16 protein-coding genes are annotated in these 14590 nt (G+C 63.3%); 10 read left to right on the forward strand and 6 right to left on the reverse strand.

The features are described from left to right. Positions 1-3 precede the first annotated feature (3 nt). Complete coding sequence (locus NKI37_RS09455; protein WP_023670675.1) at positions 4-306, reverse strand: BolA family protein; 303 nt, start codon at positions 304-306, stop codon at positions 4-6. Between the two features lie 168 nt (positions 307-474). Between NKI37_RS09455 and NKI37_RS09460 the strand changes: the two genes are divergently transcribed. From NKI37_RS09460 to NKI37_RS09475, 4 genes are all read left to right on the forward strand, one after another. Continuing rightward, the gene (locus NKI37_RS09460) at positions 475-1104 is read left to right on the forward strand and encodes a J domain-containing protein (RefSeq protein ID WP_032887126.1); all 630 of its coding nucleotides are present in this window, start codon (positions 475-477) and stop codon (positions 1102-1104) included. Positions 1105-1227: 123 nt separating this feature from the next. Continuing rightward, positions 1228-2214, forward strand: coding sequence for a cobaltochelatase subunit CobS (gene cobS / locus NKI37_RS09465; protein ID WP_023670677.1), 987 nt, complete (start codon positions 1228-1230; stop codon positions 2212-2214). 11 nt (positions 2215-2225) lie between these two features. Further along, positions 2226-4124: a cobaltochelatase subunit CobT gene (gene cobT, locus NKI37_RS09470; protein ID WP_023714985.1), complete on the forward strand. Its 1899-nt coding sequence runs from the start codon at positions 2226-2228 to the stop codon at positions 4122-4124. Further along, positions 4121-5146 carry an esterase-like activity of phytase family protein gene (locus NKI37_RS09475; protein ID WP_023711705.1) on the forward strand — a complete coding sequence of 342 codons (1026 nt, stop codon included), beginning with the start codon at positions 4121-4123 and terminating at the stop codon, positions 5144-5146. The genes cobT and NKI37_RS09475 overlap by 4 nt, the downstream gene beginning before the upstream one ends. 5 nt (positions 5147-5151) lie before the next feature. Here NKI37_RS09475 and NKI37_RS09480 read toward each other — a convergent pair whose 3' ends face one another. The 3 genes from NKI37_RS09480 to rpmB all read right to left on the reverse strand — a co-directional run bounded on the left by NKI37_RS09480 (position 5152) and on the right by rpmB (position 6966). After that, positions 5152-5823 carry a polyamine aminopropyltransferase gene (locus NKI37_RS09480; protein ID WP_023711706.1) on the reverse strand — a complete coding sequence of 224 codons (672 nt, stop codon included), beginning with the start codon at positions 5821-5823 and terminating at the stop codon, positions 5152-5154. Positions 5824-5826: 3 nt separating this feature from the next. Next, on the reverse strand, positions 5827-6507 hold the full coding sequence (locus NKI37_RS09485) for a queuosine precursor transporter (protein ID WP_023711707.1): 681 nt from the start codon (positions 6505-6507) through the stop codon (positions 5827-5829). A 162-nt stretch (positions 6508-6669) separates the two neighbouring features. Then, positions 6670-6966, reverse strand: a complete 297-nt coding sequence (rpmB, locus tag NKI37_RS09490) for a 50S ribosomal protein L28 (protein WP_023670682.1) — start codon at positions 6964-6966, stop codon at positions 6670-6672. A gap of 258 nt (positions 6967-7224) precedes the next feature. Between rpmB and NKI37_RS09495 the strand changes: the two genes are divergently transcribed. From NKI37_RS09495 to NKI37_RS09505, 3 genes are read left to right on the forward strand one after another with little or no spacing between them, the layout of a single operon-like run. After that, positions 7225-8025, forward strand: coding sequence for a DUF3108 domain-containing protein (locus tag NKI37_RS09495; RefSeq protein ID WP_023686727.1), 801 nt, complete (start codon positions 7225-7227; stop codon positions 8023-8025). Between the two features lie 45 nt (positions 8026-8070). After that, a complete protein-coding gene (gene yddG, locus NKI37_RS09500) occupies positions 8071-8958 on the forward strand; it encodes an aromatic amino acid exporter YddG (RefSeq protein WP_023670684.1) in 888 nt (295 codons plus the stop codon). Then, positions 8955-9629, forward strand: a complete 675-nt coding sequence (locus NKI37_RS09505) for a lysoplasmalogenase family protein (protein WP_023711709.1) — start codon at positions 8955-8957, stop codon at positions 9627-9629. The genes yddG and NKI37_RS09505 overlap by 4 nt, the downstream gene beginning before the upstream one ends. Here the strand turns inward: NKI37_RS09505 and NKI37_RS09510 are convergent. Together NKI37_RS09510 and gloB are read right to left on the reverse strand one after the other, a co-directional pair. Continuing rightward, positions 9626-10051 (reverse strand): cupin domain-containing protein, encoded by a 426-nt coding sequence (locus tag NKI37_RS09510; RefSeq protein ID WP_023706325.1) that lies wholly within the window; start codon positions 10049-10051, stop codon positions 9626-9628. The two genes, NKI37_RS09505 and NKI37_RS09510, sit on opposite strands and share 4 nt — an antisense overlap. A gap of 20 nt (positions 10052-10071) precedes the next feature. Beyond that, positions 10072-10839 carry a hydroxyacylglutathione hydrolase gene (gloB, locus tag NKI37_RS09515; protein WP_023706326.1) on the reverse strand — a complete coding sequence of 256 codons (768 nt, stop codon included), beginning with the start codon at positions 10837-10839 and terminating at the stop codon, positions 10072-10074. Positions 10840-10957: 118 nt separating this feature from the next. Here gloB and NKI37_RS09520 point away from each other — a divergent pair, with 118 nt between their 5' ends. The 3 genes from NKI37_RS09520 to NKI37_RS09530 all read left to right on the forward strand — a co-directional run bounded on the left by NKI37_RS09520 (position 10958) and on the right by NKI37_RS09530 (position 14550). Then, the gene (locus NKI37_RS09520) at positions 10958-11740 is read left to right on the forward strand and encodes a class I SAM-dependent methyltransferase (RefSeq protein WP_352790805.1); all 783 of its coding nucleotides are present in this window, start codon (positions 10958-10960) and stop codon (positions 11738-11740) included. A gap of 136 nt (positions 11741-11876) precedes the next feature. After that, positions 11877-13697: an ABC transporter ATP-binding protein/permease gene (locus NKI37_RS09525; protein ID WP_352790758.1), complete on the forward strand. Its 1821-nt coding sequence runs from the start codon at positions 11877-11879 to the stop codon at positions 13695-13697. 64 nt (positions 13698-13761) lie between these two features. Then, positions 13762-14550, forward strand: coding sequence for a DUF1194 domain-containing protein (locus NKI37_RS09530; protein ID WP_352790756.1), 789 nt, complete (start codon positions 13762-13764; stop codon positions 14548-14550). The last annotated feature ends 40 nt before the right edge of the window (positions 14551-14590 follow it).

The raw sequence follows: 14590 nt of genomic DNA on the forward strand, positions 1-14590 counted from the left end.
GACTTACCAACGGGTCTTTTCGCCGGGTGCAGCCGGTTCGATTGCCAGCGCATGGACGCCGGCTTGCAGCTCCGCTGCGAGCAATTCGTTGACGGCGCGGTGGCGGTCGATGCGGCTCATGCCGGCAAAGACGGATGAGACGATGCGGACGCGAAAATGCGTCTCGCCGGTGCCGTCATAGGCACCGTGATCGTCGGAGCCGTGGTGGTGATGACCGGCATGAAGGTGGCTTTCATTGACGATCGCCAGCCGCTCCGGCGAAAACGCCTTGTTCAGCTTGTCTTCCATCGTCGCCTGTATGGACATCGCCATCTCCCTTCACCATATCTGCAAGGCGTGATCGGGAAATCGGGATCGATCCCGCCGGGCCGCCTCAAAAATCGCCATTCGCCCTGCTTTATGCCGCGATTCAGCGGTTAGGGCGATGATCGCGAAAATGTCAATTCTTGTTTCGCACGTGCGAACAGCCCATAAATGGGTGAGATGAAACCGTACCCCAAATATTTCGAGAAAATTCGGGTCCGTCCCGACAAGGATGCGGAGCTGAAGTCGCACTCGCCGATCTGCCAGTGGGACGGCTGCAAGGAGGCCGGTACCCACCGGGCGCCGGTCGGACGCATGAAGGAAGGCGAGTATTTTCAGTTCTGCTTCGATCATGTGCGCGAATACAACAAGGGTTTCAACTACTTCTCCGGCGTGCCGGACACCGAGATAGCCCGCTTCCAGAAGGAAGCGATGACCGGCCACCGGCCGACATGGAAGATGGGCGTCGCCGGCGCCTCGACGCGCTCCTCGCCCGATTTCGCCCAGCAGCGTTCCGGTCGCGCCGGCTATTACAACCGCATGCGCGATCCCTTCGATCTGTTCAAAGGGCCGAAGGACCCGCGCGAGGCGCGCGAACGCAAGGCCAAGCCGCTTGAGGCCAAGGCGCTGGAAACGCTTGGCCTTGATACGAAGGCGACTGGCAAGGACATCAAGGCGCGCTATAAGGAACTTGTGAAGCGCCACCATCCGGATGCGAATGGCGGCGATAGAGGTTCGGAAGACCGGTTCCGCGATGTGCTGCAGGCCTATCGCGTGCTCAAGCAGGCGGGTTTGTGCTGAGCAACCTAACGGTTCGTGTCGTTTTCCAACTTTCATAAGGGTGGAAAAGGCTCTAAGACCGCCCCCGGACAAAATCGATTGCCGGCGAAATCAGGCATTTCGCCCGTGGAGACTTGGATAGAGATGAACAAGGTCGATCGCGACATCGCCAATTTGCCCGACACGACGGTGTCGGTGAAAGACAAATTCGGCTTCGAGTCCAAGATGGTGGTGCCGGCCTATTCGGTGACCTCGGAACATGTGCCGGACATCGATCCGGATTATCTGTTCGACAAGGCGACGACGCTGGCGATCCTTGCCGGCTTTGCCTACAACCGCCGCGTCATGGTGTCTGGCTATCACGGCACCGGCAAATCGACCCATATCGAACAGGTCGCCGCCCGCCTTAACTGGCCCTGCGTGCGCGTCAACCTCGACAGCCATGTCAGCCGTATCGACCTCGTCGGCAAGGACGCCATCGTCGTCAAGGATGGCCTGCAGATCACCGAATTCCGCGACGGCATCCTGCCCTGGGCCTACCAGCACAATGTCGCGCTCTGCTTTGACGAGTACGATGCCGGCCGTCCGGACGTGATGTTCGTCATCCAGCGCGTGCTGGAATCGTCGGGCCGCCTGACGCTACTCGACCAGAGCAGGGTCATCCGCCCGCATCCGGCGTTCCGCTTGTTTTCGACCGCCAACACCGTTGGCCTCGGCGACACCACCGGCCTCTATCACGGCACGCAGCAGATCAACCAGGCGCAGATGGATCGCTGGTCGATCGTCACCACGCTGAACTACCTGCCGCACGACAATGAGGTGAACATCGTGCTGGCCAAGGCCAAGCACTATCGCGACGGCAAGGGCAAGGACATCGTCAACAAGATGGTGCGCGTCGCCGACATGACGCGCTCGGCCTTCATCAATGGCGATCTGTCGACCGTGATGAGCCCGCGTACCGTCATCACCTGGGCCGAAAATGCCGAGATCTTCGGCAATATCGGCATGGCGTTCCGGCTGACCTTCCTCAACAAATGCGACGAGCTGGAGCGTTCGGTGGTGGCCGAGTTCTACCAGCGCGCCTTCGGCGAGGATTTGCCCGAGAGCGCCGCCAACGTGGTGCTGGGCTGAGCAGAGCCTCGATGGCGGGTCCGGGCGACAACACGCGCAACAAGTCGAAGACGGGGTCTGAAGCCGACAGCTTCAAGCGTGCCGTCACCGTCTGCATGCGCGCCATCGCCGGCGACAAGGAGCTCGAAGTCGGTTTCGCCAAGGACCGCCCGGCGCTCGCCGGCAGCCGCGCCCGTCTGCCCGAACTGCCGAAGAAAGCGTCCAAGACAGACATCGCGATTACTCGTGGCCTGGGCGATTCCATGGCGCTGAAGCGCGCCTGCCACGATCAGCGTATCCACACCAAACTGGCGCCGGAAGGCAAGCTGGCGCGCTCGATCTATGACGCCGTGGAACAGGCCCGCGTCGAGGCGATCGGCAGCCGCGCCATGCAGGGCGTCGCCGACAATATCGGCTCCATGCTGGAGGACAAATACGCCAAGGCCAACCTTGTCGACGTCAAGGACAAGGCCGACGCGCCGATCGAGGAAGCGCTGGCGCTGATGGTGCGCGAGAAGCTGACCGGGCGGCCGATCCCGAAGAGCGGCGAGCGGCTGGTCGAACTCTGGCGGCCCTGGGTCGAGGAAAAAGCCAAGGCCGATCTCGACGGACTGTCGGCCAAGCTTGGCGACCAGCAGGCCTTCGCCCGCGTCGTGCGTGAGATGCTGGCGTCCATGGAGATGGCCGAGGAACTCGGCGACGATCAGGAGACCGAAGACTCCGAGGACAATGACGACAACCAGCCGCAAGGCGAGGAGCAGAGCGAGGAGGGCGGCGAAGAGGATTCCGGCTCCGAGCAGTCGCAATCCGAGGATGCCGAGGCCTCGGCCGACGACGAACAGTCGTCCGAGACTGAGGCCTCCGACGCCACTGCCGACGATCTTTCCGACGATGACGATGCAGACGCCGAAACGCCGGGCGAGGCGCGCCGTAACAACAACCCCTTCGCCAACCTGCCGAAAGAGATCGACTACAAGGTTTTCACCACCGCCTTCGACGAGACCGTCGGTGCGGAAGAGCTGTGCGAGGAAGAAGAACTCGACCGGCTGCGCGCCTTCCTCGACAAGCAACTGGCCAATCTCTCCGGCGTCGTCGGCCGGCTCGCCAACCGGCTGCAGCGCCGCCTGATGGCGCAGCAGAACCGTTCCTGGGATTTCGACCTCGAAGAGGGGTATCTCGATCCGGCACGCCTGGTTCGTGTCGTCATCGATCCGATGCAGCCCTTGTCGTTCAAGCAGGAGCGCGACACCAAATTCCGCGACACGGTGGTGACGCTGGTGCTCGACAATTCGGGCTCGATGCGCGGCCGGCCGATCACGGTTGCCGCCACCTGTGCCGACATTCTGGCGCGCACGCTGGAGCGCTGCGGCGTCTCGGTCGAGATCCTCGGCTTCACCACGCGGGCGTGGAAGGGCGGACAGGCGCGCGAGAAATGGCTGAAGGACGGCAAGCCGCCGAACCCCGGCCGGCTCAACGATCTGCGCCACATCATCTACAAATCCGCCGATCATCCGTGGCGCCGCGCCCGGCGCAATCTCGGCCTGATGATGCGCGAGGGCCTGCTCAAGGAAAACATCGACGGCGAGGCGTTGTTATGGGCGCACAACCGGCTGATCGCCCGGCCCGAACAGCGCAAGATCCTGATGATGATTTCGGACGGCGCGCCGGTTGACGATTCGACGCTGTCGGTCAATCCTGGCAACTATCTCGAGCGGCACCTGCGCGCCGTCATCGAGCTGATCGAGACGCGCTCGCCGGTCGAGCTTCTGGCCATCGGCATCGGCCACGACGTCACCCGCTATTACAGGCGCGCCGTCACCATCGTCGATGCCGAGGAACTGGCCGGCGCCATGACCGAGCAGCTGGCCTCGCTGTTCGCCGAGGAAAACGTGCGCGATACACGCCGCGGCGGCTACCGGCGCGCCGGATGATTTTTTTGCGCGGCGGGTTTCGGCAGATGCTCTTCGCGGTCACTGCCTTGTCCGGCATGGCGTTTGCGCCGGCCATCGCCGCCGGCCCAAGCGCGGTCGAGCCGGTCGAAGTCTCGGCGCGGCCGATCACCACCTTCCATATCGGCAGCGCCGACAAGCAGTTTGGGCCGCTGGAATTCGTCGGCGGTCTTGAGATGAACTCGACGACGCGCGATTTCGGCGCGCTGTCGGCATTTCGGTTCGTCAAACCCGGTAGCGATTTCATCGGCGTCGCCGATACGGGCTTCTGGTTCTTCGGCTCGATCACCCATGATGCCGACAAGCGGCCGTCCGGCATCCAGAATTTCCGCATGCAGCAGATGGTCGATGAGAAGGGCCGGCCGATCGACAGGAAATGGGAAGTCGATGCCGAGGGCCTTGCAGTCAAGGACGGCATCGCCACCGTCGGCTTCGAGCGCGATCACCGCGTCGCCCAGTTCAAGATCGACCCCAGCAACATGACGGCGCCGTTCAAGCAACTGAACTTTCTGATTCCAGCCCGCGAACTGCGACAGAACCGCGGTTTCGAGACCGTCACCCACACCAATCCTAGCGGCCAGCACGAGGGCGGCCTCGTCGTGGTCTCGGAAAAGAGCTTGGACAAGGCTGGCAACATCTATGCCGCCATCATCGAAGGGCCGCACAAGGGCGTCTTCACGGTCAAGCGCAACGGTGATTTCGACATCACTGACGGCGCCTTCCTGCCGGATGGCGACCTGCTGCTTTTGGAGCGCAGTTTCTCGATGGCCGGCGGTGTCAGGATGCGGCTAAGGTGCATCTATGGCGAAAGCGTCGAGAAGGGCGCGGTTGCCGACGGGCCGGTGCTGATGGAAGCCGACATGGGCTACCAGATCGACAATATGGAAGGACTCGACGTCTGGACCCGCGATGACGGGGCGCTGATGGTGTCGCTGATCTCGGACGACAACCACTCGATCCTGCAGCGCAACCTCTATCTGGAATTCATCCTGCACCAGGATTGAGAGCCCTAAGGCTTGGTGGCGATCCAGATGACGTGGCGCGCGCCGCGCTTGCCATTGGCGCGCGTCTTCACCTCGTCCACGACAAAGCCCGCCTGCTTGAGCCTAAGTGTGAAGCCGGCATCGGGGCCTTGCGACCAAACAGCCAGCACGCCCCCGGGCCTGAGCGCTGCACGCGCCGCGCCGAGCCCGGCAGCGCCATAGAGGGCGTCGTTGCCCTTGTAGACGATGCCTTCGGGGCCATTGTCGACATCGAGCAGGATGGCGTCCCAGGCTGCCTTGTCGGATCTTATGATGTGCCCGACGTCGGCTTCGCGAACCGTCACACGGGGATCGTCGAGACAGCCGGCGAAGACCGCCTCCATGGGGCCGCGCGCCCAGGCGATGACGGCGGGGACAAGCTCGGCAACGGTGATGCCTGCGTCGGCGCCCAATTGGGCAAGCGCAGCGCGCAGCGTAAAACCCATGCCGAGGCCGCCGATCAGGATTTTCGGTTGGGCGCGGCCGCCGATCTTTTCACAGGAGAGCTTGGCCAGCGCTTCTTCGGAGCCGCTGAGGCGGCTGTTCATCAGCTCATTGGTGCCGAGCATGATCGAGAATTCGCTGCCGCGCTGCTTAAGGCGCAGTTCCTGTCCGCCGTCAGGCGTTTTGGCCGAGCCGAGCTGGACCCAAGGGATCACGGCCTAGACAGCCACGGCCGGCTGGCTCCAGTGGGCGGCGAGCAGCCGGTAGGGGATCAGGGCCACAACAGCGATGATCAGCTTCACCGAAAGGTCGCCCAGCGCCCAGGAGACCCAGCGCATGGTCTCGACCGGCAGCACGCCCATCAGCGGCGCCGTCTCCAGCGCAAAACTGTCGTTCGGGCCGGCAAAAGCGAAGGCGGCCGAAAAGGCGATGCTGAAGAACACCAGGGTGTCGAACACCGAGCCGACCAGCGTGCCGACGATCGGCGCGCGCCACCAGCTCTGCCGGCGCAACCGGTTGAACACGGTGACGTCGAGCAATTGCGCGCAAAGGAAGGCCGCGCCGGAAGCTGCGGCGATGCGCACCAGCCGGTCGGCTGATGTCTCGAACTCGATCAGGCCGTGGCGAAACAGGAAGGGCGGGACGAGAATCGAGCAGACCACCGCGGTCATGAAGCCGACAAAGACGATGCGGCGCGCCACCGTCGGGCCGTAGCGGCGGTTGGCAAGGTCGGTGACCAGGAAGGAGAAGGGATAGGTGAAGGCGCCCCAGGTCAGGATGTCGGCCAGCGACAGACCGCCGGCCTGACCCTGCATCGGGAACTGCACGAGGATGTTCGATACCACGACGACAAGCGCCATGGCGGCCACAAAGGGCAGATATCGCGAGAAGGAAGTCATTTTTTTATCCTGGGTAATGGAACCAGCCAGGCGCTAGCCGAAATCCGGATCGCGCTGCCTTGCAAGTTTTGAGCATCGGATTGCTCCGATGCTGCTGCCTTAGAAGTTTTGAGCATCGGATTGCTCCGATGCTCAGGGCGGTCGTCCCCCGCCTTGATATCGTTAAGCGGCGGGCTGGTCGGCCAGCTTCTTGGCGATCTGCTTCTTCAGCAGCCGCGCGCGCTGCGACAATTCCTTGGCGTCGGCCTTGGCCAGGAAGGCGTCGAGGCCGCCGCGATGCTCGACCGAACGCAGCGCGTTGGCCGAAATGCGCAGGCGCACATTCTGGTTCAGCGCTTCCGAAATCAGCGTCACATTGACGAGGTTCGGCAGGAAGCGGCGCTTGGTCTTGTTGTTGGCGTGGCTCACATTGTTGCCGGTCTGGACTGCCTTGGCAGTGAGTTCGCAGGTGCGGGACATGGTTCTAACCTTCAGTTCTGTCTAGCCTGCCAAACCTTGTTCGCCCGCGCCGGGTGGCGCGCGGTTTCAGTCAGGCGGCCTTATGGAAAAGTTGGCGTTCCATAGTTGCATTTCGCCAATGCGTCAAGCTCCGGCTTGCCCACGACTGTGACGAGCGTTTCACATAAAGGCCGGAATTCAGCCTATAAGCGGTCGGACAGGGACATTTCGAGCCGGAGTCGCCCGCTTCCGGTTAAAAAATCAAGGACCGAGCCCGCCATGCTTCGCCCGTCACATGCCGTTGTCGCCATACTTGTCGCGGCTTTGCCGACATCAATCCTTGCCGCCGCGCCCGCAGCCACCGCACAGTCCTTCAAGGGCGAATACACGGTGTCGTTCCTCGGCCTTTCCGTGGCCAAGGCGACATTTTCCAGCCACTACGAAGGCGATAGCTATTCCATAGAGGGCACCGTCTCCAGCGCCGGTCTCGCCACCTTGTTCGACGACACGAGCGGCACGATCTCGTCAAAGGGCAAGATCCTGGGCAAGCAGATGCAGCCGCAGGTATTTCGCGCCGATTATAAGTCCGGTAAGAAGGCTTCCATGGTCGATATCCGCTTTGCCAATGGCGCGGTGACCGCCACCCAGGTCATTCCCGAACCGAAAAAGCGCAATCCCAAAAACTGGATACCGCTGGGCAGCAACGATCTGGCATCTGTGCTCGATCCCATGGCGGCTACCGTTATCCATGCCGACAGCCTCGACCAGGTCTGCGGGCGCAAGGTGAAATTCTATGACGGCGAGATGCGCGCCGACCTGACGCTGACCTACGCCTCGAAAGGATCGATCTCGGTCAAGGGCTACAAGGGCGACACCGTTACCTGCAAGATGAGCTTCGAGCCGGTGGCAGGCTACCGCAAGGGCCGCAAGGCGCTGAATTACCTGAAGAAGAAGAGCCAGATGATGGTGACGTTTGCACCGCTCGGCCAAACCGGCATATATGCGCCGATCCACGCCACGGTCGGGACGCAGATCGGCACCTTGACTGTCAGCGCGGGGCGGTTCGAAGCTACTGAATAGACGCGCCCACCCGAATAGAAATGGGGCGAGTCGCCGGAGACGGGCATGGGGCGCGCAACACTGATCGGTTTCTCGGCGGTCGCCATGTGGGCGCTGCTGGCGTTGCTCACCGATGCGTCGGGCGCCGTGCCGCCATTCTTGCTCTCGGCCATCACCTTCACCATCGGCACCGCGGTCGGGCTGGTTGCCCGGCTGTTCATGCCGGCGACCGATAAAAGCCTGAAGATCCCACGCCAGGTCTGGGTGATCGGCATTGCCGGACTGTTCGGCTACCATTTCTTCTATTTCACCGCGCTGCGCAACGCGCCGGCGGTGGAGGCAAGCCTGATCGCCTATCTGTGGCCGCTGCTGATCGTGCTGGGATCAGCGCTGATGCCGGGCGAGAAGCTGGCCTGGAACCATGTCGTCGGCGCGCTGCTCGGGCTCGCCGGGACCGTGCTGATCGTCACCAAGGGTGGCGGCCTCGCCTTCGATGCTCGCTACACCTTCGGCTATGCGATGGCGGCCGTCTGTGCGCTGCTGTGGTCGTCCTATTCGCTGCTGTCGCGGCGCTTTCCGGCGGTGCCGACCTCAATCGTCACCTGGTTCTGCGCCGCCACGGCAGCCCTGTCCCTCATCTGCCATCTTCTGCTGGAAAAGACGGTGCTGCCCGATGGCCCCGGCCAGTGGCTGGCGGTGGTTGGTTTGGGGTTGATGCCGGTGGGTGCCGCCTTCTACGCCTGGGATATCGGCGTCAAACGAGGCAATATCCAGGTGCTCGGCGCGGCAAGCTATGCGGCGCCACTGCTGTCGACATTGGTGCTGATCGCGGCGGGCGTTGCCGAGCCGTCGCTGCGTATCCTGGCGGCCTGCGTACTGATCACCGGCGGCGCGGCGCTGGCGGCGAAATCGTTGTTCCTGCGCAAGGCGGCAACTGGCGGGGCAAGCGCATGACGATGCCGTTTGCCGGCGGCATCGACGCCAACGCAAATGCAACATTGATTTTTTCGCTGGTGGCGGCGGTGATCTACGCCTTCACCCTGGACATGCGGCCGACGCTGGCCCACTCGGCGGCAAAGACGCTGGCCGTGGCCATGCTTGCGGCGCTGGCCTTCATGCAAGGTGGGCCGCTGTTGCTCGTCTCTGCGCTGGCGCTCAGCGCCGTCGGCGATGCCTTCCTGTCGCGTGACGGCGAAAAGGCCTTCCTCGGCGGGCTGGCCAGCTTCCTTGCGGCGCATGTCCTCTATGTGCCGCTCTTCCTGCTCGGCGGCGGCGGGCTGGATGTGCTCAGCACCGAGACATGGCGCGGCGCCATCGCGCTTGCCATGGCGGCCTTCGCAGTCGTCATGCTGGCGGCGCTCTGGCGCCGTGTCAGTCCCGGCCTGCGGGTGCCGATCGCCATCTATATCGCGGCCATTCTGGCGATGGGCATCTCGGCGTTGACGCTCGCCAATCCGTGGGTCATCGGCGGCGCTGTTATGTTCATGGCATCGGACGGGCTGCTTGCCACGGAGAAATTCCTGGTTCCGGCAATAGCACCCTATCGCGCCGGCATCCGTTATGCGGTCTGGGTGCTCTACTATGCCGCCCAGCTCTGCATAACTCTTGGTTTTCTTCTGGCCTAAGGCTGCCAGCCCGGCTCGGCCATTTCAAACGCGGCGAAGTCGAAGCCCGGCGCCACGGTGCAGCCGACCAACGTCCATTCGCCGAGGCTGCGCGCCGATTGCCACCAGCCGGCCGGCACGACGATCTGCGGCCGCTCGCCCGCCGCAAGCTCAATGCCGAGCACCTGCTCGATCACCTGGTTAAGCATTGGACTACCTTCCTCGCACATCGACAGCGCCAGCGGCGCTCCGGCATGGAAGTGCCAGACCTCGGCCGCGTCCTTGACCCGGTGCCAGGCCGAAATCTGGTCCTGTTCAAGGAGGAAATAGATCGCCGTCGAATGGCCGCGCCCGGCGCCGTCGCGAAAGGTCTCGGCATACCAGCCGCCTTCCGGATGTGGCTTGAGGCCGAGCGTGGCGATGATTTCAGCGGCGCTGGTCATGGCTGATCCCGGAACGATGCTCAGAAATTGTCCTTGCGCTTGCGGATTTCCGCGAACACTTCGGCGTCGGAGGCCGCCTCCATACCGAGATGCTTGCGGATGGCCGGGTCGTGCCAGCGCAGGAACGGATTGGTCGACAATTCCTCGCCGATCGTGGTCGGCAGCGTCGCCTTGTTGTCGGCGCGCAGGGTCTCGATCTTGGCGGCGCGTTCTTTCAGCGCCGAATTGGTCGGGTCGACGGTCAACGCAAAGCGGGCGTTCGAAAGCGTATACTCATGGCCGCAATAGATGACCGTGTCGGCCGGGAGTGCGGCGAGCTTCTTCAGCGACTCATACATCACCGGCGGCTTGCATTCGAACAGCCGGCCGCAGCCGAGCGCGAACAAAGTGTCGGCGGTGAACGCCACTTTCGAGGCCGGAAAATGATAGGAGACATGGCCCGCAGTGTGGCCGGGCGTGGCGATGACATCGATCCGCTCACCGCCGAGATGGACGACCGAGCCTTGCCCGACGGTCTCGTCGATGCCGGGGATCTTTTCCTTTTCCGCCTCCGGTCCGACGATGCGCAGCTTGAAGCGCTCCTTCAGCGCCAGATTGGCCTCGACATGGTCGACATGGTGGTGGGTGGTCAGGATCATCGTCGGCTTCCAGCCGGTACGCTCGATAGCGGCAATGATCGGCGCTTCTTCGGGTGCGTCGATAATGGCGGTCTCGCCGCTTTTCGGGTCATGCACCAGCACGCCGAAATTGTCGCTGCGGCACATGAACTGTTCGATTTCGACGGGCATTGGCATCTCTCCATCTGTTGGCGCAGACATAGGGCGCTTGGCCGCCGATGTCACTCTAGCTTTGCAGAACGTGGGGGCTTTGTTGAACTTGGGCGGCATCGCAGCTACCGTCCCGCGCATGCATTCCGATATCGTCGATCTCCGCTCCTTCTATTCGACCACGCTCGGCCGCCTGGCTGAACGCTCGATCACCATGGCGCTGTCCTCAATATGGGCAACAGTGCCCAATGAGCGGCTGGTCGGGCTCGGCTATACCTTGCCGTGGCTGGAGCGGTTCGGCACCGATGCCGAGCGGGTGTTTGCCTTCATGCCTGCTACGCAAGGCGCCGTCGTCTGGCCGGCGAACGGGCCGACGGCTACGGCGCTGGTCTTCGACGAGGAATTGCCGCTGGTCGATTCCTGCATCGACCACATGCTGCTCGTGCATTCGCTCGAACATGTCGAAAACCCGCGCGAGACGCTGAACGAGATCTGGCGGGTGCTGTCGCCGGCAGGGCGCGTCGTCATCGTCGTGCCCAACCGGCGCGGTGTCTGGGCGCGGTTCGAGCACACGCCGTTCGGCAATGGCCGGCCGTTCTCGCGCGGCCAGCTGACAGAATTGCTGCGCGAGGCGAATTTCACACCGGCTTCCTGGTCCGACGCGCTGTTCTTCCCGCCATCGCCGCGGCGCTTCATGATGCGGTTCCACAATGTGCTGGAGCGCGCCGGCCGGCGGTTCTGGCCGATCTTTTCCGGCGTCATCGTGGTCGAGGCGCAGAAGCGGCTCTATCAGGGCGTGCCGGTCGCGCAGCGCGCCTCGCGCCGTGTCTTCGTGCCGGTACTGTCACCGCACGGTGCGACGCGGCTTGGCCGCCGGGCGGAAGGGGTGACATCGACGACGCGTCAGGTGACACCTTCGTGATCATCATGAAAACTGGTGTTGCGTGGGTTTTTCCCACCTATCTGTCGCAGATGCATTCGCGGTCCGTTTGAGCGGCGGATGCCTTCAAGTCTCTCCATCTGGTTCAGCAACGCTTCTGAACGCAAGGACCTCGTGCATGGCTGATCAACCGGACAAGTCCGCCACCGCTCAGCCGGCAACCGTCGAAGCCAGCAGCCTGCGCGATCAGGTGGCGACGATCAAACGGGCGCTGGTAGGCTCACCGGTGCGCAAGTGGCTGGTCTGGACGTCGGTCGGCATTATGGCGGTCATCGTCGCCACGTCGATCGGCCAGGTTCTGCTCAACCGCTGGAACCAGCCTTTCTACGATGCGCTGGCGCGTCGCGACATGGCGGCCTTCCTGCATCAGCTGATGATCTTTGCCGTGATTGCCGGCACGCTGCTCCTGCTCAACATCGCTCAGACCTGGCTCAACCAGATGATCCGGCTGAAGCTGCGCGAGGCGCTGACGCTCGACCTGATCGACCAATGGATGCGGCCGGCGCGGGCCTTCCGGCTCGCCAATGCCGGCGCCATCGGCGTCAATCCCGACCAGCGCATGCAGCAGGATGCCGCGCATCTGTCCGATCTGTCGACGGACCTCGGCGTCGGCCTGCTGCAATCCTTCATCCTGCTGGTGTCGTTCGTCGGCGTGCTTTGGCAACTCTCGTCGGGCTTCGTCTTCCACATCAACGGCTGGTCGCTGGCGATACCGGGCTACATGGTCTGGGCCGCGTTCCTCTATGCCGGCATCGCCTCCTGGCTGAGCTGGCTGGTCGGGCGGCCGCTGATCCGCCTCAACAGCGACCGCTACACCCGCGAGGCCGAGCTGCGTTCCGGGATGGTGCGCGTCAACGAGAATGTCGACGCCATCGCGCTCTATCACGGCGAAGCCGATGCCAAGAGACGGCTCGAAATCGACCTTGGCACGGTGCTGGGCGCGATGCGAAACATCTACAAAGCGCAGATCAACCTTTCCTGGGTGACCGATACCTATGGCTGGATCACCGTGGTGGCGCCGATCCTTGTGGCATCGCCGGTCTATTTTTCAGGCGATATCAGCTTTGGCGGGTTGATGATGGCGGTCGGCGCCTTCAACCAGGTGCACTCGTCGCTGCGCTGGTTCATCAACAATATCGGCGGCATCGCCGACTGGCGCGCCACGCTGATGCGCGTTGCCGACTTCCGCATTGCGCTCGATGAAACCGATGTGTTGCACGACAAGGAAAAGCGCATCGAATTCGGCGATAACGCCAATGGCAGCCTGACCTTCGAGAAGCTCCAAGTGGCCTCGCCGGAGGGCCGCACCAAACTTTCAGACAGCCATGTCGAGATCCATCCCGGTGAGCGCGTCATGATCACCGGCGACCCAGGCGCCGGCAAGACATTGTTCTTCCGCGCCATTGCCGGCCTTTGGCCCTGGGGCAGCGGGCGGATCGGCTTGCCGGCCGGAGAAACGCCGATTTTCGTGCCGCGTGTTCCGTATTTTCCTGCCGGCACGTTACGCGAAGTGCTGCATCCGAATGGCTCGGCGCCGGCTGGCGATGCTGATTTTGGGGCGGTGCTGGCCGAGGTCGGCCTCGAGCGGCTGTCATCCTCGCTCGACCGTTCCGCACGCTGGGAGCGGGAACTCAACGATGACGAACAGCGGTCGCTGGCCTTCGCCAGGCTGGCCTTGCGGCAGCCGAAATGGGTGATCATCGACGAAGCGATGGACGCGTTCGATGGTCCTTCGCTGCGAAGGGTACTGTCCATGCTGGAGAAACGCCTGCCGGAAACCGCGATCCTCAACATCGGGCGCGGACTGCACAATGGTCATTTCTTTCCACGCGCATTGAACATCGTGAAGGATACGGGTGCTGCGCCATTGAAACCCGCCCGAGTCAGGACCGGCGCCATCGACCCGCCGCCGAAAGCGGCCGTGCGGCGAAAGAAGTAGAAGGGGCTTTATTTCGCCGCGATCGCGGCGAAGATTCACGGGTCGAAACATCCGTGGTGCGGCCATGCTCGATGCGCTCAGCCTGCTTGCCTGCCTTGCCTGCACCACGCCCGTGGCTGCCCCGGCCGTTGCCGTGGATGTCGAACTGGTGCTGGCCGTCGACATATCACAGTCGATGGACGAGAGGGAGTTCGCGCTGCAGCGCGCTGGCTATGTCGAGGCGCTCAGGCATCCCGATTTCATCAAGGCCGTGCGCTCGGCAACCACCGGGCGCATCGCGCTTGCCTATTTCGAATGGGCGGGCGTCGTGCGCGAGGATGGCGTCATCGCCTGGCAGGTGATCGACAGCGCAGAGAGCGCCAACGCCTTCGCCGACAGAATAGAAGCGCGGCCGTTCCGCAGCTTTCGCGGCACCTCGATTTCCGGTGCGCTTGCCTTCGGCGCCGGGCTGTTCGAGGGCACGGGGTTCGATGCGCCACGCAGCGTCATCGACATTTCCGGCGACGGTCCCAACAACACCGGGCTGCCCGTCGCCACGACACGCGATGCGGCGGTGGCCAAGGGCATCGTCATCAACGGCCTGCCGATCCTGATCAGCCCGTCGCCGACGTTCAGCCATCTCGACCAGTATTATGACGACTGCGTCACCGGTGGGCCAGGCTCCTTCGTGTTGCCGATCTATGCGGCCTCGGAATTCGCCACCGCCATACGCCGCAAGCTGATCCTGGAGGTGAGCGGCATCGCCGATGCGACCGTGGTCCCGATCGATGCCGCCGCACCCATGGACTGCCTACAGGGCGAACGCGACCGGCGGCTATATTCCGACCCATATCTGCCGGAACTCGACAAATGAGGTTTGAGGCAGTTCGGAGGGGAAAGCCGCTGCGCGGCTT

The sequence above is a fragment of the Mesorhizobium sp. M0626 genome (genome assembly GCF_040320665.1).
Lineage (GTDB): Bacteria > Pseudomonadota > Alphaproteobacteria > Rhizobiales > Rhizobiaceae > Mesorhizobium.